Annotated in this window: 21 protein-coding genes; 8 read left to right on the top strand and 13 right to left on the bottom strand. The window is 66.8% G+C overall.

Annotation, left to right across the window (positions count from 1 at the left end; genetic code table 11):
- A partial coding sequence (locus tag LXM94_RS15685) for a diguanylate cyclase (RefSeq protein ID WP_235772407.1) occupies positions 1-350 on the top strand: 350 nt, incomplete at its 5' end.
- A gap of 696 nt (positions 351-1,046) precedes the next feature.
- Here the strand turns inward: LXM94_RS15685 and rpmG are convergent.
- From rpmG to topA, 6 genes are all read right to left on the bottom strand, one after another.
- Positions 1,047-1,214, bottom strand: a complete 168-nt coding sequence (gene rpmG, locus LXM94_RS15680) for a 50S ribosomal protein L33 (RefSeq protein ID WP_097138867.1) — start codon at positions 1,212-1,214, stop codon at positions 1,047-1,049.
- A 102-nt stretch (positions 1,215-1,316) separates the two neighbouring features.
- The gene (locus tag LXM94_RS15675; protein ID WP_235772406.1) at positions 1,317-2,495 is read right to left on the bottom strand and encodes an MFS transporter; all 1,179 of its coding nucleotides are present in this window, start codon (positions 2,493-2,495) and stop codon (positions 1,317-1,319) included.
- A gap of 10 nt (positions 2,496-2,505) precedes the next feature.
- Positions 2,506-3,171 (bottom strand): NUDIX hydrolase, encoded by a 666-nt coding sequence (locus LXM94_RS15670; protein ID WP_235772405.1) that lies wholly within the window; start codon positions 3,169-3,171, stop codon positions 2,506-2,508.
- Complete coding sequence (locus LXM94_RS15665) at positions 3,168-3,626, bottom strand: DUF983 domain-containing protein (RefSeq protein WP_235772404.1); 459 nt, start codon at positions 3,624-3,626, stop codon at positions 3,168-3,170. The genes LXM94_RS15670 and LXM94_RS15665 overlap by 4 nt, the downstream gene beginning before the upstream one ends.
- A 22-nt stretch (positions 3,627-3,648) precedes the next feature.
- Complete coding sequence (rnr, locus tag LXM94_RS15660) at positions 3,649-6,000, bottom strand: ribonuclease R (protein WP_235772403.1); 2,352 nt, start codon at positions 5,998-6,000, stop codon at positions 3,649-3,651.
- Between the two features lie 3 nt (positions 6,001-6,003).
- Positions 6,004-8,655, bottom strand: coding sequence for a type I DNA topoisomerase (topA, locus tag LXM94_RS15655; RefSeq protein WP_235772402.1), 2,652 nt, complete (start codon positions 8,653-8,655; stop codon positions 6,004-6,006).
- Between the two features lie 261 nt (positions 8,656-8,916).
- Here topA and LXM94_RS15650 point away from each other — a divergent pair, with 261 nt between their 5' ends.
- The gene (locus LXM94_RS15650; protein ID WP_235772401.1) at positions 8,917-9,126 is read left to right on the top strand and encodes a hypothetical protein; all 210 of its coding nucleotides are present in this window, start codon (positions 8,917-8,919) and stop codon (positions 9,124-9,126) included.
- Here the strand turns inward: LXM94_RS15650 and dprA are convergent.
- Genes dprA through LXM94_RS15630 form a run of 4 tightly spaced genes read right to left on the bottom strand, consistent with a single transcriptional unit; the run spans position 9,103 to position 13,147 of the window.
- Entirely contained in the window at positions 9,103-10,254 is a 1,152-nt protein-coding gene (gene dprA / locus LXM94_RS15645) for a DNA-processing protein DprA (RefSeq protein ID WP_235772400.1), read from the bottom strand. The two genes, LXM94_RS15650 and dprA, sit on opposite strands and share 24 nt — an antisense overlap.
- Position 10,255: 1 nt before the next feature.
- Positions 10,256-10,861: a glycerol-3-phosphate 1-O-acyltransferase PlsY gene (gene plsY / locus LXM94_RS15640; protein WP_235772409.1), complete on the bottom strand. Its 606-nt coding sequence runs from the start codon at positions 10,859-10,861 to the stop codon at positions 10,256-10,258.
- 55 nt (positions 10,862-10,916) lie between these two features.
- The gene (locus LXM94_RS15635) at positions 10,917-12,209 is read right to left on the bottom strand and encodes a dihydroorotase (RefSeq protein ID WP_235772399.1); all 1,293 of its coding nucleotides are present in this window, start codon (positions 12,207-12,209) and stop codon (positions 10,917-10,919) included.
- Positions 12,206-13,147 (bottom strand): aspartate carbamoyltransferase catalytic subunit, encoded by a 942-nt coding sequence (locus LXM94_RS15630; RefSeq protein WP_235772398.1) that lies wholly within the window; start codon positions 13,145-13,147, stop codon positions 12,206-12,208. Before LXM94_RS15630 ends, LXM94_RS15635 begins: the two co-directional genes overlap by 4 nt.
- A gap of 158 nt (positions 13,148-13,305) precedes the next feature.
- On the opposite strand from LXM94_RS15630, the gene LXM94_RS15625 reads away from it, so the two are divergent.
- Positions 13,306-14,955, top strand: coding sequence for an acyl-CoA dehydrogenase family protein (locus tag LXM94_RS15625; protein WP_235772397.1), 1,650 nt, complete (start codon positions 13,306-13,308; stop codon positions 14,953-14,955).
- Here LXM94_RS15625 and LXM94_RS15620 read toward each other — a convergent pair.
- Complete coding sequence (locus LXM94_RS15620) at positions 14,940-15,872, bottom strand: AEC family transporter (protein ID WP_235772396.1); 933 nt, start codon at positions 15,870-15,872, stop codon at positions 14,940-14,942. The genes LXM94_RS15625 and LXM94_RS15620 overlap by 16 nt on opposite strands.
- Before the next feature lie 239 nt (positions 15,873-16,111).
- Here LXM94_RS15620 and LXM94_RS15615 point away from each other — a divergent pair, with 239 nt between their 5' ends.
- Together LXM94_RS15615 and LXM94_RS15610 are read left to right on the top strand one after the other, a co-directional pair.
- Positions 16,112-16,261: a hypothetical protein gene (locus LXM94_RS15615; protein WP_235772395.1), complete on the top strand. Its 150-nt coding sequence runs from the start codon at positions 16,112-16,114 to the stop codon at positions 16,259-16,261.
- Positions 16,258-16,590, top strand: coding sequence for a DUF6105 family protein (locus tag LXM94_RS15610; protein ID WP_235772394.1), 333 nt, complete (start codon positions 16,258-16,260; stop codon positions 16,588-16,590). The genes LXM94_RS15615 and LXM94_RS15610 overlap by 4 nt, the downstream gene beginning before the upstream one ends.
- Here the strand turns inward: LXM94_RS15610 and ruvX are convergent.
- Together ruvX and LXM94_RS15600 are read right to left on the bottom strand one after the other, a co-directional pair.
- Positions 16,539-17,021, bottom strand: a complete 483-nt coding sequence (gene ruvX / locus LXM94_RS15605) for a Holliday junction resolvase RuvX (protein WP_235772393.1) — start codon at positions 17,019-17,021, stop codon at positions 16,539-16,541. The two genes, LXM94_RS15610 and ruvX, sit on opposite strands and share 52 nt — an antisense overlap.
- Positions 17,022-17,044: 23 nt before the next feature.
- Entirely contained in the window at positions 17,045-17,341 is a 297-nt protein-coding gene (locus LXM94_RS15600; protein WP_235772392.1) for an alkylphosphonate utilization protein, read from the bottom strand.
- Between the two features lie 149 nt (positions 17,342-17,490).
- Here LXM94_RS15600 and LXM94_RS15595 point away from each other — a divergent pair, with 149 nt between their 5' ends.
- From LXM94_RS15595 to gatC, 3 genes are all read left to right on the top strand, one after another.
- Positions 17,491-18,195, top strand: a complete 705-nt coding sequence (locus LXM94_RS15595) for a metal-dependent hydrolase (RefSeq protein WP_235772391.1) — start codon at positions 17,491-17,493, stop codon at positions 18,193-18,195.
- Between the two features lie 26 nt (positions 18,196-18,221).
- The gene (locus LXM94_RS15590; protein ID WP_235772390.1) at positions 18,222-18,923 is read left to right on the top strand and encodes a Type 1 glutamine amidotransferase-like domain-containing protein; all 702 of its coding nucleotides are present in this window, start codon (positions 18,222-18,224) and stop codon (positions 18,921-18,923) included.
- Positions 18,924-18,999: 76 nt separating this feature from the next.
- Positions 19,000-19,287, top strand: coding sequence for an Asp-tRNA(Asn)/Glu-tRNA(Gln) amidotransferase subunit GatC (gatC, locus tag LXM94_RS15585; protein WP_235772389.1), 288 nt, complete (start codon positions 19,000-19,002; stop codon positions 19,285-19,287).
- Positions 19,288-19,302: the final 15 nt, after the last annotated feature.

Genomic DNA, 19,302 nt, shown 5'->3' with positions numbered 1-19,302 from the left:
ATGGGCACGATATCGGCGACGCCGTTCTCAAGGAATTCGCCAGCCGTGTCCGCAGCACCGTGCGCGGCGCCGACCTCGCCTGCCGCTACGGCGGGGAGGAATTCGTCGTCGTGATGCCCGATACGCCTGCGGACGTCGCCGCAGCCGTCGCCGAGCGGCTGAGGATCATCATCGAGAGCGTGCCGTTCCAGATCGGCCGCACGGGCGAGGTGCTCGCCGTGACGGCCTCGCTCGGTCTTTCGACGCTGCAGACGGGCGATACGCCGGAGGCGCTCGTCAAGCGCGCCGACACGGCGCTCTACGAGGCGAAACGCAGCGGTCGCAACCGCGTCGTCGCTGCTGCTGCATAGAGATCGGGCGCCGCGCTGCCGTGATTCGCGGCATTGACCTCAAAAGCAGCATGGAGGGCCATTCCGCTGCATGGCATCTGCCATGCATTTTTGCGCGGCTGGGCCGGGGCGGAATGGCCGATGGTCGATCTCCGAAGCTGCGCAACATCTTTGGTTGCATGGGGTTTTTGACGAACAACTTTTCAACTAATTAAAAAATACTAATATGAATCAATGATTTTTATGCCATTGATTGGTATGCCAAATCATTGGCCGCACCCATACGGAGTGAGGCTCCCTGAACACCCGTATCGATTGAAGGCGAAGGCCAGCATCGGGCGCATTGCAAAACGGCAAGGGGCCGGCGGCAACTGTGCAAGAATTAACCATCTCCTGTGCCGATTCGTGATAACGGTTAAGAATGCGTTGATTTTTTTCTTTTTTCGCGCAATTCTCTCCACATGGGCAAAGATAAGCCCGCTCAATCGGTTACCCCATGATGCTAGGTCCGCCGCATCTCCTGGGTCGTGGGGTCGGTCGACTGGATTGGACATATGCGGAATCCTCGTGCCGTGGTCCTTTCCGGTCGACCCCCGCTCAACGCCGCTTCCCTCGGGGAGCGGCGTTTTTGCTTTCCGCTCGGATATCCCCCGGCTGCCAATAAAAAAGGCGCGGGACATGGCCCGCGCCTTCCGGAAGGAAATGACCGATCAAGACTTACTTGATTTTGGTCTCCTTGAACTCGACATGCTTCCGGGCGACCGGGTCGTACTTGGTCTTGGTCATCTTTTCCGTCATCGTCCGGCTGTTTTTCGTCGTGACGTAAAAGAAGCCCGTGTCGGCCGTCGACAAGAGCTTGATCTTGATGGTGGTAGCCTTGGCCATGGTCGTCCTGCCTTTATCAAAAACGAAGCCGTGGACAACCAACCCGGTCCCACGGCCGCAAACCCAGAAGTTGGCGCGAAACTACAAATCGCGCCCGAAAAGTCAAGTGCGTTTTGGTCGTAGCAGCATGCGCCCCAGCGAAAGGGCGACATAGAGCCCGAAGAAGAAGACGATTGCGAACGCGAATCCGTCGTTGCCGGTGAGGTCCATCGCCGCGCCGATCGCCTGGGGACCGGCGACGGTGCCGACGGCGTAGGAGAAGACGAAGGCGGCATTGGCCGCAGCGAGGTCGGCGCCGGTCAGCCGGGAGCCCAGATGGCTGAGGCCGATCGTGTAGAGCCCGGAGACGCAGCCGCCCCAGAACAGCAGCACCGCTCCCATCAGCAGCCAGTTCTCCGCAAGCGTCGGCAGGGCGAGCGCGCCGACCAGTCCGACGAGGGCGAGAAGGGTGAGCAGTCCGCGGCGGTCCCGCAGACGGTCAGACACCATGCCGAGCGGGATCTGGAAGATGACATTGCCGATGCCCATGACCGTCAGCAGCAGCGCTGCCTGCGTCTCGGTGAAGCCGCCGCGCGTCGCATAGATCGGGAAGAGCGACAGGCCACCCGCCTCGACCGCGCCGAAGACGAAGACGGCCGCGGTCGCGGTGGGCACGAGGAAGACGTAGCGCATGAAATGCAGCTCCGGCTTTTCGTTGATGTCCGGGCTCTCGCGCCGTGCCGTGAAGATCGGGATCGCGGCGAGCAGGATGATGGCCGCGCCGACGGCGAAGGGCAGGACGCCGTCGCTGCCGAGCACCGAGAAGAGCAGCGGCCCGGCGGCAAAGCCGAGCGACAGGACGGTCCCGTAGATGCCGAGCACGAGGCCGCGCCGTCTCGGCGGCGCGGCTGCATTGATCCAGAACTCGGACAGGATGAAAAGCACGGTGATCGCGCCGTGGAAGAGCAGTCGCAGCGGAAACCAGAGCCAGAAATTCTCGATATAATAGAAGCCGAGCGCGCTGGCGGCAGCGACGAACACCGCGGCGATCATCACGCTGGCGGTGGTGAAGCGGTGGGCGAGCTGCGTCGTGAAGGGGGCGATCGCCATGGCGGAAATGCCGGCCATGGCCGAATTCAGCCCGATCAGCGTCGAGGGAATGCCGCGCTTTTCCATGATGATGCTGAGCAGCGGCAGGCCGAGGCCGATGGCGATTCCGACGGCGCTGATCGCCGAGACGGCGGCGATCAGCGATGGCCAGTGAATCTCTTCGGGGGAGGCGCCGTTCAGCGGCTGTGACATGCGGGATCCCTCAGAGGATTTCTCGGACGAACCGCCCGCGCTTCGTATGGAAGAAGACGGCCGGGCGCCCGAACGGCAACGACGGGTCTACTTGCAGAGAATTGCGAAGCTCTTCAAGGATCATGACGGATATGTCGGGCATTTCGAGGCGAGGCGGCGCAAAAATGTCGAGCCAGGTGAGTTCGCGGAGTTCTTCGCTGTCGCGCAGGCTCATGAGGTCGACACCGCATTCGTCGGCAAAGAGCGCGAAGAAGCGCGTGTCGTAACGTCGGGGATTGCCCGGCGGCGTCACGGCGCGGGCGACATAGCGCAGCCGCGACAGGTCCGGGGCGAAGGGAAGCGGGCCGCCGGCGGCCTTCGGACATCCGACGGAGAGGTCGGCCTCTTCGTAGAGCTCCCGCAGTGCCCCGACGGCAAGGCCGCGAAGCGTTGCCGCCGTGGTGCGCGCCGGCGTCCGGACCGCCAGGCGTTCCGCCTCGGTCCCGCACAACGGCCCGGCGACCGTCAGGCGCGAATCGCCGCGGTCGCGCCGCCCGCCGGGAAAGACGAAGACATCGGGCATGAAGACGTGGCGCGTGCTCCGCCGTCCGACGAGCACGCGGACGCCGTGCCCGGACCTGTCCAGCAGGAGGACGGCGGCGGCATCGACGGGCCTGATCCTGCCGCCGGCACTCAAGCAGAGGTATTCCGCTTCGGAAGAACGGGCTCGGCCTCGTCGGCCTCGCCGCCGAAGCCGTGCATGCGCAGGGCCCATTGCAGGCCGATGACGCCGCCCTTGACCGGCTGCATCAGCAGAAGCGAACCGGCGACGGTGATCGGCGCCCAGATGGCGAGATGCGCCCAGGTGGAGAGCGGCACGACGAGGTCCGTCATCATGTAGCCGCCGAGCACCAGGTGGCCGACGATCGTGATGACGATATAGGGCGGCAGGTCGTCCGAACGGTGATGGTGCATGGCCTCGCCGCAGGCGGCACAGGTGTCGACGGGTTTCAGAAAGGCCCCGAAGAGCCGCCCGCTGCCGCAGGCCGGACAGCGCCCGAGCGCGCCGCGCCTGATCGCGGTGCCGGTCGGCCGATCGGCCCGGCTCTGCTCGAAGGTCGCCGGAGCGCCGTCGTCTTCCTCTGCCTGCATGACATCGTTCCTCGTCGTGTCGTCAGCGCCGGGCGCGTGGCGGTCTGGTGCCCGGCTGGCGGCGCGCGCCTTCGCGGCCGCGCTTGCCGGACTTGTGGAAGGAGCGCATCGCCGTCGGCATCTTCCGTCCCTCGCTCAGCATCTCGAAACGCAGCGCGCCGGCCAGCGGAATGGCTTCCGCGAGCTTCACGCGCACCGCGTCGCCAAGGCGAAAGCCGAGACCCGTCTTCTCGCCGGACAGCGCCTGGTGCGCCTCGTCGTAGATGAAGTAGTCGCGTCCGAGCGTGGATATAGGCACGAAGCCGTCCGCGCCATAGGCGGGCAGGGTGACAAAGAGTCCCGCCCTGGTGACGCCCGACACCCGCCCGTCGAACTCCTCGCCGACGCGGCCGGCGAGGTGGTGGGCGATCAGCCGGTCCACGGTGTCGCGCTCGGCCGCCATGGCGCGCCGCTCGAAGGTCGAGATCTCGGCCGCGACGTCGTCGAGCGTTGCCTCTTCGTCAGGCGTGAGGCCGCCCTCTCCGAACCCGAGCGAGCCGACGAGGGCGCGGTGCACGATGAGGTCCGCATAGCGCCGGATCGGCGAGGTGAAATGGGCGTATTTCAGCAGGTTCAGACCGAAATGGCCGATGTTCTCCGGGCTGTAGATCGCCTGGCTCTGCGAGCGCAGCACCATTTCGTTGACCATCTGCTCGTAGGGCCTGTCCTTGGCCTTCGACAAAATGCCGTTGAAGTGGTTCGAGCGGAGGTTGCCGCCCTTCATCAGGGCGATGTCGAGCGTCTGCAGGAAGTCGCGCAGGCTCTCCTGCTTGGCGAGCGACGGCGCGTCATGGACGCGATAGATCAGTGCCTGCCGCCTGGTCTCCAGCGTCTCGGCGGCGGCGACGTTCGCCTGGATCATCATCTCCTCGATCAGCCTGTGTGCGTCGAGGCGGGGCGGCACGACGACCCGGTCGACCGTGCCGTCCTCCTTGAGCAGGATCTTGCGCTCGGGCATGTCGAGTTCGAGCGGCTGGCGGCGGTTGCGGCCGACGGTCATGATCCGGTAGGCCTCCCAGAGCGGCTTCAGGATCGTCTCGAGGATCGGTCCCGTCCGGTCGTCCGGCGCGCCGTCGATCGCCGCCTGCGCCTGGCTGTAGGAGAGCTTGGCCGCGCTCTTCATCATGACGCGGTGGAAGGTGTGGCCCGCCTTGCGGCCCTCCTTCGAGAAGACCATGCGCACCGCGAGCGCCGGCCGGTCGACACCCTCTTTCAGCGAGCAGAGGTCGTTGGAGATGCGCTCCGGCAGCATCGGCACGACGCGATCCGGAAAATAGACCGAGTTGCCGCGCTTCAGGGCCTCGCGGTCGAGCGCCGATTTCGGCCGCACATACCAGCTCACGTCGGCGATCGCGACCGTGACGATGACGCCGCCCGGATTGTCGGGCGAGGGATCCGGCTCGGCATGGACGGCGTCGTCGTGGTCCTTCGCGTCGGCGGGGTCGATGGTGACGAGGGGAAGCGCGCGCCAGTCCTCGCGATGCGCCATGGTGGCCGGACCGGCCGCCTCCGCCTCGCGAATGACCGAGTCGGAAAAGACATGCGGGATGCCATGGGCGTGGATTGCGATCATCGAGATCGCCTTTTCGGAGGCGACGGAACCGATGACCGCCTTCACCTGGGCGCGCGGCAGGCCGTAGCGGCCGATCTTCACGACGTCGATCTCGACCAGATCGCCGTCCCTGGCGCCTTCGGTGAAATCGGCGTCGACCGAAAGCTCCTCGCCGCGCCGGTCGATGGGCAGGATGCGGCCGGTGCCGTCGGCAAAGGCGCGGAAGACGCCCATGCCGGCATTCTTGCGCTTGTCGAGCACCTTGATGATGCGTCCCGTATAGGCGGGGCCGCCGCGTTCCTTCGCGGGAAAGATCTTTGCGAGAACCCGGTCGCCGAGGCCGGCGACAGGCGCCTTGTCCGTCTTGCCGACCGTCGACTGGCGGATGAGGACGGCGGGAGCGACACCGGCGTCCTCGAGCCACTCCGCCGGGCGGCCGATCAGTTCGCCGTCCACGTCGCGGGTGGTGATGTCGAGCACGGCGACCGGCGGCAGGCCGCCCGGCCGGATCAGCGACTTGCGGCGCTTTTCCAGCAGCCCTTCCTCCTCGAAGGACTTGAGCAGCGCCTTCAATTCGACACGCGCCTCGCCCTTGAGGCCGAAGGCCTTGGCGAGTTCACGCTTCGAGGCCTGCTCCGGATGCTCGGAGATGAAGCGCAGCAGCACGTCGCGCGGCGGCACCTCGCCGTGGATGATCGGAATATCGGCGCCGGGCGGCAGATCGCGCCCCGCGCGCCCGGGTCGGTTGCCGTGTCGCGGCCGGTCGCGCGGGTCTCTTGCCATGGGTCAGGCCTTCTTGGCTTTCGCGGCCGGTTTCTTTGCGCCGCCCGCCTTCGCCTTCGGCTTCGCGGTTTTGGTGCTTTCGGCCTTCGTGGAGGACCTGGCGGATTTCGCCTTGCCGCCCTTCGCCGGGCTCTTGCCGCTCTTCTCGGTGATGAGCGCGACCGCCTCCTCCACCGTCACCGACTGGGCATCCTTGCCCTTCGGCAGCGTGGCGTTGACCTTGCCCCAGTTGACATAGGGGCCGTACTTGCCGTCGCGCACCGTGATCGGGCCGCCCGACGGATGCTCGCCGAGGTCCTTGAGCGCAGCCGGCGTGCCGCGGCCACGCCCGTTGGCGCCCTTGGACTGCTTGTCCGCGAGAACCGAAACGGCGCGGTTGAGGCCGATGGTGAAGACGTCCTCGACGGACTCGAGGTTCGCATAGGTGCCGTCATGCAGGACGAACGGCCCGTAGCGGCCGATGCCGGACGAGATCATCTTTGCCGTTTCCGGATGCTGGCCGATGTCGCGCGGCAGCGAGAGCAGGGCCATCGCCTTTTCGTGGTCGATCGATGCCGGCGTCCAGCCCTTGGGCAGGCTCGCGCGCTTTGCCTCCTTGCCGTCGCCGCGCTGGACATAGGGGCCGAACCGGCCCGAGCGCAGGGTGATCTCCTCGCCCGTATGCGGATCCTTGCCGAGGCTCTGCGGCTCGTTGTTGCCGTTCGCCTCCGCATCGCCATTGGCATCGGCGGAAAGCTGGCGGGTATAGTTGCATTCAGGATAGTTCGAGCAGCCGACGAAGGCGCCGAACTTGCCGAGCTTCAGCGACAGCTTGCCGGTGCCGCAGGCCTGGCAGATGCGCGGATCGCTGCCGTCCTCGCGCTTCGGAAACACGAGGGGGGCGAGTTCCTCGTTCAGTGCGTCGAGCACGTTGGTGACGCGCAGTTCCTTCGTGTCCTCGATCTGCGCGAAGAAATCCTTCCAGAAGTCACGCAGGACCTGCTTCCAGTCGAGTTCGCCGGCCGAGATCTTGTCGAGCTTCTCCTCGAGATCGGCGGTGAAGTCGTATTCGACATAGCGGGTGAAGAAACTTTCGAGGAAGGCGGTGACCAGCCGGCCCTTCGCCTCCGGGATCAGCTTGCGCTTGTCGATCACGATATATTCGCGGTCGCGCAGGGTGGCGAGCGTCGCGGCATAGGTCGACGGGCGTCCGATGCCGAGCTCTTCCATCTTCTTGATGAGGGTGGCTTCCGAATAGCGCGGCGGCGGCTCGGTGAAGTGCTGGCTGGCATTGATCTTCTGCCTGGCGAGGGTCTCGCGCGCATTGATCTCGGGCAGGCGGCCGTCGTCGTCCCCGTCGTCCGACTGCTCGCCGTCCTCCTTCTGGTCCGTATAGGCCGCGATGAAACCGTCGAAGCGGATGACCGAGCCGGTCGCCCTGAGCCCGGCCTTCCTGCCGCCGTTGTCGGCCTCGATCTCGACAGTCGTGCGCTCGATCTCGGCCGACGCCATCTGGCTGGCGATGCCGCGTTTCCAGACGAGGTCGTAGAGGCGCAGCTGGTCGGCGTCGAGGAAGCGCCTGACCTGGTCCGGCGTGCGGTCGAAGGAGGTCGGGCGGATCGCCTCGTGCGCCTCCTGCGCGTTCTTCGCCTTGGTGGAATAGAAGCGCGGCTTTTCGGGCACGTAGCGCTCGCCGAACTGCTCCGCCACCGCGCGGCGCGCCGCGTCGATCGCCTCGGGTGCCATCTGCACGCCGTCGGTCCGCATATAGGTGATGAGGCCGACCGTCTCGCCGCCGATGTCGATGCCCTCGTAGAGCTTCTGCGCCACCTGCATGGTGCGCGAGGCAGAGAAGCCGAGCTTGGAGGACGCGGCCTGCTGGAGCGTCGACGTGGTGAAGGGTGGCGCCGGATTGCGCTTCGTCGGCTTCGCCTCGACACTCTCGACGCGATAGGCTGCGCCGTCGAGCAGCGTCTTCAGCCGGCCCGCCTCGTCGCCGTTTCCGACCGATCGCGCCTGCAGCCGCTTGCCTTCCGCCGAGACGAGGCGTGCCTCGAACTCGTCGCCGCGCGGCGTCTTCAGGAGCGCCGAGATGTTCCAGTATTCCTCGGAGACAAAGCGTTCGATCTCGGCCTCGCGGTCGCAGACGAGGCGGAGCGCCACCGACTGGACGCGGCCGGCCGACCGGGCGCCCGGCAGCTTGCGCCACAGGACGGGCGACAGATTGAAGCCGACGAGATAGTCGAGCGCGCGGCGCGCCAGATAGGCGTCGACCAGGGCGATATCGATGTCGCGCGGCGATTTCATCGCCTCGAGGACGGCGGATTTGGTGATGGCGTTGAAGACGACGCGCTGTACCGGCTTGTCGCCGATCACGCGCTTCTTCTTCAGCAGATCGAGCACGTGCCAGGAAATCGCTTCGCCCTCGCGGTCCGGATCGGTTGCGAGAATGAGCCCGTCCGACGCCTTCACCGCGTCGGCGATGTCCTTCATGCGCTTGGCCGAGGCGCCGTCGACCTCCCAGGACATCTCGAAGTCCTCGTCGGGGCGCACGGAACCGTCCTTGGCCGGCAGGTCGCGCACATGGCCGAAGGAGGCGAGCACCTTGTAGCCGGGGCCCAGGTACTTATTGATCGTCTTGGCCTTGGCAGGCGATTCTACCACTACAACATTCATCGTCAAAACTCTGATGCAGGATGCCACACGCGGAAGGCGGGCAGAAATGCGCGGCTTTCACCGGACAGTCGATGCCTCGAAATGAACAGGGATTGGCCGGCGGTCAAGAGGCAGGGCCAAAATAAGTGACGTCGCCGTCATCCGCAACCAATGAGAGTGTTAAATGACCTTGCAATTAAGAATAAAGGTTGTATCGTCTTATTGGTGTGGCGCGCGCCGACAAAATTCGCACATAGGTTGCGTCGAGAGCAGGAAACCGCAATGAGCCCCCAGCCCAGACTACCGGAAGCCGTGCCTGTTCGATCCAAAGAAAAGATCGCGTATATACGCCAGATGCTTGGAGAGCTGCGCTTGGTCGCAGATGGCGAAGGTGCCGAAATGCTACGATATCTCATAGAGATGGCCTATGTCGAGGCCGGTGACATTCAAGATGGTCTCAGGCCGCTGTCAGTCCGTGGCAAGGGCAACTAGGCCGCCGGAATAGCGGTGCAGCCGTCCTGCGAGGTCGAGCTCCAGCAGGATGAGATAGACGGTTGCCGCCGGCAGTTCGGTGTGGCGGATAATGTCGTCGATCTCCACGGGCGTTGGACCGAGTGCTGCCGTGATCCGGTCGCGATCGCTGTCGGACGGCGGCAGGGTCGTGAACGCCCGGTCGTCCGGCCCCGGCTCGTTGGCGCGACCGCGCACGGAGACGAGATCCGGATCGCGAAGCGGTGCGATGGCCTCGATCACGTCCTGCGGACCGGTCGTCACGATGGCGCCGTCCTTGAGCAGCCCGTTCGTGCCGTGACAGCGCGGGTCGAGGGGAGAGCCCGGCACGGCGAAGACCAGGCGGCCGAAATCGGCGGCGTTGCGGGCGGTGATCAGCGAGCCCGAGCGCTGCGCCGCTTCCACGACGACGACGCCGTAGGCCATGCCGGCGATCAGCCGGTTGCGCCGCGGGAAGTCGCGGGCGCGCGGCTCCCAGCCGAAGGGCATCTCGCTGACGGCAAGTCCGCTGCCGCCGGTGATCTCGTCGAGGAGGCCGGCGTTTTCCGGCGGGTAGGGCCGGTCGAGCCCGCCGGCCATCGCGGCGATCGTGCCGGTTTCGAGGCTCGCGCGATGCGCTGCCGTGTCGATGCCGCGGGCCAGGCCCGAGACGACGGCATAGCCCGCACGGCCGATGTCGCGCGCCATGGTGGCTGCGAATTTGGCGCCGGCGATCGAGGCGTTGCGTGCCCCGACGATGCCGACCGCCGGGTCGGTCGCCACGCCGGCCTGGCCCTTGACGGCCAGCAGCGGCGGGGCGCCGTCGATCTGGCGCAGAAGCGGCGGATAGTCCGGCTCGCCGATGCCGACGAAGGCGGCGCGGTGGCGCTCGGCGAGATCGAGCTCGCCGAGCGCCTCGTCGAGACTCGCCACGCGCACGGGCCGGCTCGAACCGCCGCGCCGCGACAGTTCCGGCAGCATCTCGAGCGCGGCTTCCGCGCTGCCGAAATGGTTGATCAGTTCCCGGAAGGTGACGGGGCCGACATTTTCGCTGCGGATCAGCCTCAGCCAGGCGATCCTCTGCTTGTCCGTCAGCGCAATTCCCCGCCTGCCTGCGCTGCCGTCCGCCATCTCATCCCTTGTCGCCGATCCTGCTTTCCGTGCCGCTCATCAGCCGCGCGATGTTGGCGCGGTGCTTCCACCAGCTGATGACGGTCAGGATCGCGAAAAGGACCGCCACTTTCGGGTTGCCGATGAACCACACTACAACCGGACTGATGGCCGTTGCAACCAGGGCGGAAAGCGAGGAGAGCCGGGTGAGCCAGGCCGTGCCGATCCACAGCGCGGCGAAGACCGGCAGCATCAGCGGCACGAGGCCGAGCAGCACGCCGACATAGGTGGCGACCCCCTTGCCGCCCTTGAAGCCGAGCCAGACCGGGTAGAGATGGCCGAGAAAGGCGGCGAGGCCTGCGGCGATGCCGGCGTCCTGCCCAAAGCGGGCGGCGAGGGCGGCAGCCGCCGTTCCCTTCAGCGCGTCGAGCAGCAGCGTGGCGGCGGCGAGCTTCCGGTTGCCGGTCCGCAGCACGTTCGTCGCGCCGATATTGCCCGAGCCGATCTTGCGCACGTCGCCGAGCCCGGCCATGCGCGTCAGGATCAGCCCGAACGGGATGGAGCCCAAGAGATAGCCGAGGACGAGCGCCGCCAGCGTGAGCGGCAGGCTCGCCTGCCAGGTGAAGATGTCCGCCAAGGCTGTCCCTCCCGCCGCGTCGTGGCGTGTTTTTCCCGGTCCGCGCTCAGCGGGCCGAGTACACGCGTTTTCCCGCAACATAGGTGTGAATCACGCGGCCCGTAAAGCGGGCGTCCTCGAACGGCGTGTTCTTCGAGCGCGACACGAGCTGGTCCCGGGTGAGGATCCAGGGCTCGTCGGGATCGATCAGCACGATGTCGGCTGCCGCCCCCGGCGCAAGCGTGCCCGCATCGAGGCTGAAGATCTTCGCCGGGCGGCTCGACATCGCGTCGATCAGCCGCATGAGCGGAACCTCGCCGCTGTGGTGCAGGCGGAGCGCGGCGGCCAGCGACGTCTCGAGGCCGACGGCGCCGTCCGCCGCGTCGGCGAAGGGAAGCCGCTTCGTGTCGACGTCCTGCGGGTCGTGCGACGAGACGATGATGTCGATCGTGCCGTCGGCCAGCGCCCCGACCATCGCCTTGCGGTCGTCCTCGCCCCTCAGCGGCGGCGACAGCTTGAAGAAGGTGCGGTATTCGCCGATGTCGTTCTCGTTCAGCGTCAGGTGGTTGATCGAGATGCCGCAGGTGACGTCGGTGCCGCGCCGGCGGGCGACGCGTACGGCCTCGGCCGATTCCGGCACCGAGATCTTCGCCGCGTGATAGGCGGCCCTGGTCAGCGCGGCGATGCGGAGGTCGCGTTCCAGCGGGATGATTTCCGCCTCGCGCGGGCTTCCGGACAATCCGAGCCAGCTCGCCAGCAGTCCCTCGTTCATGACGCCGCCGGCGCCGAGATATTTGTCCTTCGTCTCCAGCGCGACGACCGCGCCGAATTCGCGGGCATAGGTCATCGCGCGGCGCAGCACCTGCGTGTCGTGCATGCCCCTGCGGCCGTTGGTGAAGGCGACGGCGCCGGCGGCGCGCAGCAGGCCGAACTCCGTCATCTCCTCGCCGGCGAGCCCCTTGGTCAGCGCGGCGGCCGGGTGGATGTTGACCACCGCCTTGTCGCGCGCCGTCTTCAGCACGAACTCGACGAGCGCGATGTCGTCGATCACCGGATCGGTGTCGGGCATCGCAATGAAGGTCGTGACGCCGCCCGCTGCCGCGGCGCGCGCGGCCGATTCGATCGTCTCGCGGTGCTCGGCGCCGGGCTCGCCGACGAAGACGCGGGCGTCGACGAGGCCGGGCGCGGCGATCAGGCCCCGGCAGTCGACGACCTTGGCGCCCTCCGGCGCGCCCTGGTTCTGCGCCGCAGCGCCGGCCGCCGCGATCCGGCCGCCTTCGATGACGATCGTGCCCGTCCCGTCGAGATCGCGGGAGGGATCGAGGATGCGGAGGTTCTTGAGAACGGTCGTGCGGGTCATGCGCGCGGGCCCTGGTTTTGCGACAGAAGGAGGGTCTCCATGACGGCCATGCGCACGGCGACGCCCATCTCGACCTGCTGCTCGATGACGCTCTGCGGCCCGTCGGCGATCTCAGAGGCGATCTCGACGCCACGGTTCATCGGGCCGGGATGCATGACGAGGGCGTCGTCCCTGGCAACCTTCAATTTCGCCGCGTCGAGCCCGTAATAGTGGAAATATTCGCGCACCGACGGCACGAAGGCGCCGGCCATGCGCTCGCGCTGCAGGCGGAGCATCATCACGACATCGGCGTCCTTCAGCCCTTCCTCCATGGAATGGAAGACCTCGCATCCCATGTCGGCAATGCCCGCGGGAAGCAGCGTCGCGGGCGCGACGACGCGCACGCGGGCCCCCATGGCGTTGAGCAGCAGGATATTGGAGCGCGCGACGCGGGAGTGCAGCACGTCGCCGCAGATCGCGACGATGATGCGCGAGAGCCTGCCCTTGGCGCGGCGGATGGTCAGCGCGTCGAGCAATGCCTGGGTCGGGTGTTCGTGCTGGCCGTCGCCGGCATTGATGACCGCGCAGGAGACCTTCTGCGCCAGAAGGGCGGCGGCCCCCGCCGAGGAATGGCGCACGACGAGCACATCCGGGTGCATGGCGTTGAGCGTCATCGCCGTATCGATCAGCGTCTCGCCCTTCTTCACCGAGGAATTGCCGACCGACATGTTCATCACGTCAGCGCCGAGCCGTTTTCCCGCGAGCTCAAAGGAGGATTGCGTGCGCGTCGAGGCCTCGAAGAACAGGTTGATCTGGGTGAGGCCGCGGAGCGTCGAGGTCTTCTTCTCCCGCTGCCGGCTGATCTTCACGGCCTCGTCGGCCCTGTCGAGCAGATAGGTGATTTCCTGTTCGGTCAGGCCCTTGATGCCGAGCAGGTGGCGATGCGGAAAGAAATCCATGGAGACCCGCCTCTACTGTCTGGATACGCGCGGTCTATAGAGCCTCGCCTCCGGCGCGGCAAGGCGAAGAGGCCGCCCCGGCGGATCGTCCCCATTCTTTTGCAACTGCGTCGCGTCGAACCGTTCCACCGGCCCCTGACATAGGCTAGAACCCGCTCATGACTCAGTTGACCCGGACCGAAAAGATCCTCGCGGACCTGAACCAGCCGAAACTCTGGTCGGGAATCAATGCCTATCGGTCCGATCCGCTGCTGGTCGATCTGACGTCGTCCATGCCGAAGGTGCTGCGCGACGACTTCGAGGCGATCGGCAAGGTCGCGACCGCGGCCGAATCGCAGGAACTGGCGCGGATGGCGAACGAGGGCGTACCGAAGCTCAGGACGCACGGCCCGCGCGGCGAACGCATCGACGTCGTCGATTTCCATCCGGCCTGGCACGCGCTGATGCGGCGTTCCATGGGCAACGGCCTGCATTCCTCGATCTGGGAGAGCCTGCCGGACGAGAAGGGCAGCGCGCACAAGGCGCGCGCCGTGCGCTTCTACCTGACGTCGCAGCTCGAATGCGGCCATCTCTGCCCGCTGACCATGACGAGCGCCGCGCTTGCCGCGCTCTCCGCCTCGCCCGCCGTGCAGCGCGAATGGGGCGTCAAGGTGCTGTCGCGAAAGTACGATTCGGCCAACAAGCCGGCGATGCAGAAGACCGGCATCACCATCGGCATGGGCATGACGGAAAAGCAGGGCGGCACCGACGTGCGTGCCAACACGTCCACCGCCGAGCGGGTGGGCGAGGGCATCTACCGGCTCGCCGGCCACAAGTGGTTCATGTCGGCGCCGATGTGCGACGGCTTCGTGATGCTCGCCAAGACCCGCGAGGGCATCGGCTGCTTCCTCGTGCCGCGGCTGCTGGAGGACGGGGCGGCGAACGGCCTGCGCTTCCAGCGTCTCAAGGACAAGATCGGCAACCGTTCGAACGCCTCCTCCGAGGTCGAGTTCTCCGACACGTTCGGCTTCCTGCTCGGCGCGCCCGACGCCGGCATCCGCACGATCCTCGACATGGTGACGCTGACGCGGCTCGACTGCGCGCTCGCCTCGTCGGGCATCATGCGCGCCGCGCTGGCCGAGGCCGTGCACCATACGCGGGGCCGCAAGGTCTTCGGCAAGACGCTGGTCGAGCAGCCGCTGATGACGCGGGTTCTCGCCGACATGGCGCTCGACGTCGCGGCGGCGACGGCGCTGTCCTTCCGCCTCGCCGACGCCTTCGACCGCGCGCAGGCGAGCGCCGAGGACGCCGCCTATGCCCGCGTCATGACGCCGGTGATCAAATACTGGTGCTGCAAGATCGCGCCGGCCCTGATCTACGAGGCGATGGAATGCATCGGCGGCAGCGGCTATGTCGAGGAGCGCCCGATCGCCCGGCACTACCGCGAGGCGCCGGTCAACGCGATCTGGGAGGGCTCCGGCAACGTCATGGCGCTCGACGTGCTGCGCGTTCTCGCGCGTGGCCGCGACCTCTTCGAACTGGTCTTTGCGGGACTTTCACGCGACCTCGGCCCGTCCGGGCCGAAGACGGTCGAGGTGCTGAGGGCCGCCATGTCGCTCTGCGAGCGCGACGAGGGGGCCGCCCGCATGCTCGTCGAGCAGCTGGCACTCGCCGCGGCTGCCGCCGAGCTCTACCGCATCGGCGCCGGGCGCGTCGCCGACGCCTTCCTCGAGACGCGGCTCGCCGCAGGCTGGCGCTCGACCTACGGCATGCTCGATTCGCGCTTCGATTCGGCCTATATCGTCGACCTGCTCTATCCCGCCACGTAGGCGGTCACCATCAGCACGAAGGGGATGGTGACGAAGGAGGCGACCGTCTGCACGGTCGCGACCGCGGCATAGAAGGGGGCGTCGCCGCCCATCTGCTTGGCGAGCAGGTAGCCGTTCATCGCCGTCGGCACCGCGGCGCCAAGTGCGATCGACAGCAGCGGCACGCCGCCGACGCCGGCAAGCCAGCCGGCGCCGACCATCAGCACGGGCATGCCGAGCAGCTTCAGGCCGACGGGAACGAGCGACAGCGCGCTCGGCCTGAGCGCGTCCGCGACCCTCAGGCCGGCGCCCACCATGACGAGGCCGAGGCTGAGCGAGGTGTCGGCCACGAGGTCGATGGTCTGCATCAGCGGCGCATAGAGCGTCAGCCCCAGGCCGTTGAACAGGATGCCGGCAAGCGATGCCAGGATCAGCGGGTTGGTGACGATCTTGCGCGCGAAGGCGTTGAGGCTGCGGCTGCCGCCGCCGAACCAGATCAGCATGCCGATATTGTAGAAATTGATCGGGATGATGATCAGCGTCATGACGAGCGCGATCAGCGCCAGGCTCTCCGCCCCGTAGAGCTTCTCGGCGATGGCGAGCGCCATGAAGCCGTTCCAGCGCGTCGCGGTCTGGAAGACCGAGGTATAGGTCGCGGCCGGCACGCCGGCCCTGCGGAAGAGCGGCCAGCTCGCGGCGAGCAGGGCCGCCATGACCGTGACCGCGCCGATCGACGCGATCGCGACCGCACCCGCCTCCATGCCGCGGAAATCCGCCTTGGCGAGCGTCGCGAAGAGCAGGGCGGGAAAGAGCACGTAGAAGCCGAGCTGCTCGAGCCCCGTCCACAGCCCGCCGTCGATGGCGCGCCAGCGCTTGAGCAGCGCCCCCAGCACGACGAGCAGGAAGACGGGAAGCGTGCTTTCGAAGATGACGAGCATTGCGGACCGGGGAGGGAGGCGGAAGACCGCCCCTTCATTCCACGCGCCGCGCTGCCGGGCAACCCCCTTTTGTCGTTGGCCCGCCGCACGCGATGCGGCGCGTCACGTCCAGCCTCCGGCAGCCGCCGCGCTGTGGAAATTAACCTTAACGATTGGTTTAAGTTGCAGGCCAAAGGTTAACGGGCAATGGTGCCGGCAACGGATTTTTAACCATTTGCCGGGCGGAACCGATGGCCAGGATGGCCCTTACATTGGTCATGACGATCTTCTTTGCGGTTCTCGCGCTCGATATCGCCGTGCCGGCCTTCGTGGTGCTGTCTATGCTCGTCACGGGGCAGGCGGTGCTGGCGCTCGGGGAAATGGTCATCGCAGAGGAGCAAACGGCATGAAGTGGTTGCTGATCCTGTGGGCGCTTCCGGTCACGCTGCTGGCGGGCTGGTACGGGCTGTCCTACTACGACATGAGCTTCGGCTTCTTCATGCTGACGCGCGAATCGCACGATCTCGTCTTCCGCATCTATGGCCATATCCTCGGCATCCCGCCGGAGACCATTCCGCCGCTGGTGGCGCGGGCGATCGTCGTCGACAGCCTGATCGTCTTCGCCATCATCGGCTGGCGACAGCGTGCGGCGATCGCCGCCTGGTGGCAGGCGCGCCGTGCGAGGGCTCAATCCTCCGCCGGTCTTGCCAGCGAGGAGAGCCTGTCGAGCGCTCCCTGAAGGATGAAGGAGGCCGCCGCCGAATCGATCCGTTCGGCCCGCTTGCGGCGCGACACGTCCATCTCGATCAGCGTGCGTTCCGCCGCGACCGTCGACAGCCGCTCGTCCCAGTAGACGAAGGGGATGTCGGTCTTCTCGCTCATCAAGCGCACGAAGGCGCGGGTCGCCTGCACGCGCGGCCCGGCGCTGCCGTCCATGTTCACCGGCAATCCGATGACGAAGGCGGCGATCCTCTCCTTCGCCGCGAAGGCGAGCAGCGCCTCGGCGTCGATGCCGAACTTCACGCGCTTCAGGACCGGGCGAGGGGTGGCGAGCCGCCGGCCAAGATCGGATACGGAGAGGCCGATCGTCTTGGTGCCGAGATCGAGGCCGGCGATCGCCTGGTTCGGTTGAAGGTCCGTCGCCAGTTGCTCGAGTGTCAGCGTCGCCATGATGCGGCTTTCCAGATGCACGTTCAGCGCTTGCGCACGAACTCGGTGCGCAGCACCAGCCCCTTGATGGCATCGTGGCGGCAGTCGATTTCGTCCGGGTTGTCGGTCAGCCGGATCGACCGGATCACCGTGCCCTGCTTCAGCGTCTGCCCCGCGCCCTTGACCTTCAGGTCCTTTATGAGCACGACGGAATCCCCGTCGGCAAGCGCATTGCCGCTGGCGTCGCGCACGACACTGCGCGCCGCCTGCTCGGCGGCAATCGCGGAGGCCGGGCGCCATTCGCCGGTCGTTTCGTCGTAGATGTAGTCGTCGTCGGCCATGACTGCCCCTTTTCTGCACTGCGGTTGGCGCGGGACGTTCGCCTTCCCGCGCGCCACGCTTATATTCTTCCTGCCGCGAATGGAAACGGTTGTCGCCGACATTCGTTGGTTTCTATCGTCCGCCACGCCTATGCAAAGGAAAACCATCCATGAAGATCACCTGGCTCGGCCATTCCGCCTTTCGCATCGAGACCGCCAAGGCCAAGATCCTGATCGACCCCTTCTTCACCGGCAATCCGGCCTTCGACGAATCGACCCGCCGCGATGCGACGGCAGGCCTCACCCACGTCCTCCTGACGCACGGCCACGGCGACCATGTCGGCGATACGCTGGCGATCGCCGGGGAGACCGGTGCGACGGTCTTCGCCAATGCCGACCTTGCGGCCTGGCTCGGCTCGAAGGGCGCTGCGAACGTCGACATGGGCAATACCGGCGGCACCGTGCATTTCGACGGTTTCTCGGTGACCTTCGTCAACGCGCTGCATTCCTCCGCACAGATCACCGAGGACGGTGTTTCCCATTCGCTCGGCAGCGCCAACGGCCTCGTCCTGCATTTCGAGGACGAGCCGACGCTCTACCACATGGGCGACACCGACATCTTCTCGGACATGGCACTCGTCCAGGAACTGCACCAGCCGGATATCGGCCTGGTGCCGATCGGCGACCGCTTCACGATGGGCGGCGCGGTGGCGGCGCTCGCTTGCCGGCGCTATTTCAAGTTCGGCACGGTCATCCCCTGCCACTACGGCTCCTTCGGCGTCCTCGACCAGACGGCGGACACCTTCGTTGCCGCGATGGACGGTGTCGGGACGACGGTCGAGGTGCCGAAGGTCGGTGACGCGGTTTCGCGTTGACCGCGTCGGCCCCGGGGAGTCCGGCCGTGTGCAATCTCGCCTTCTACAGCGACCAGATCGTGCCGCCGAATGCGGCGGTCGACCGGCGCCTGCTCGCGATGATGACGGTGCGCGGCGTCGGGTCGCACATCGGCTACATTCCCTCCGGCCCCGACCCCGGACGCCGCTTCTTCCGCGAGCGCCGCGCCTACTACGCCCGTTACGGTCTCGACCTCGACCTCTGTTTCGACCTCGACGAACCGCCGGATGCCGCGGCGATCGACAAGCTATTTTCCTGTGACGCCATCCATCTGTCCGGCGGCCATACGGCAGGTTTCCTGAAGCGGCTGGGGGCGAGCGGCATGCACGCCCGGCTCGCGGCCTGGGCGCGGCGCGGCGGCATCCTGATCGGCACGAGCGCCGGTGCGATTCTGATGACGCCGACGATCGCGAGCGACGCGCTCTTTTCGGGCGCCGCGCCGGAAGAGGTCGAGGGCGGCGCGGCGCTGGATCTGGTGCCCTTCGAGTTCTTCCCGCATCTCGGCGGAAAACCCGCCTATCTGCCGGAACTCCTGCGCTACAGCCGCCTCACGTCGCGGCCGATCGTTGCCTGCCGCGACGGCGACGGTCTCGTGGTCACCGAGGGCAGGGTCGAATGCATCGGCGATCCGGTGTGGATCATGGACGGCGCGGCGCGGGCACCGGGCGACATCCAGCTTGCCGGCCTCGCGATCACGCGCATCGTTTAGGCCCGACGCGATCACCCGTTGCGCCGCCCCGTCTTGGCGGCTATAGCCGGTGGGAAAAATCCCACCGGAGCAAGCCATGTCCGTCGATCTCGCCACCGTCAAACGTGTCGCCCATCTCGCCCGCATCGCGGTCAGCGAGGAGGAGGCCAATCGCATGATGGGCGAGCTGAACGGCATCCTCGGCTTCGTCGAGCAGCTTTCCGAGGTCGATGTCGCGGGCGTCGAACCCATGACCTCGGTGACACCGATGGCCATGAAGAAGCGCCTCGACGCCGTGACGGACGGCGACAAGGCGGACGACGTGGTGGCGAACGCCCCGGCGACGGACCGCAACTTCTTCCTCGTGCCGAAGGTCGTCGAATAGGCCCGCGCCTGTTCC

Source organism: Rhizobium alarense (assembly GCF_021555155.1).
Classification (GTDB): domain Bacteria; phylum Pseudomonadota; class Alphaproteobacteria; order Rhizobiales; family Rhizobiaceae; genus Rhizobium_D; species Rhizobium_D alarense.
The sequence above is the reverse complement of the archived record's forward strand: the minus strand, read 5'-3'. Positions and strand labels throughout refer to the sequence as shown.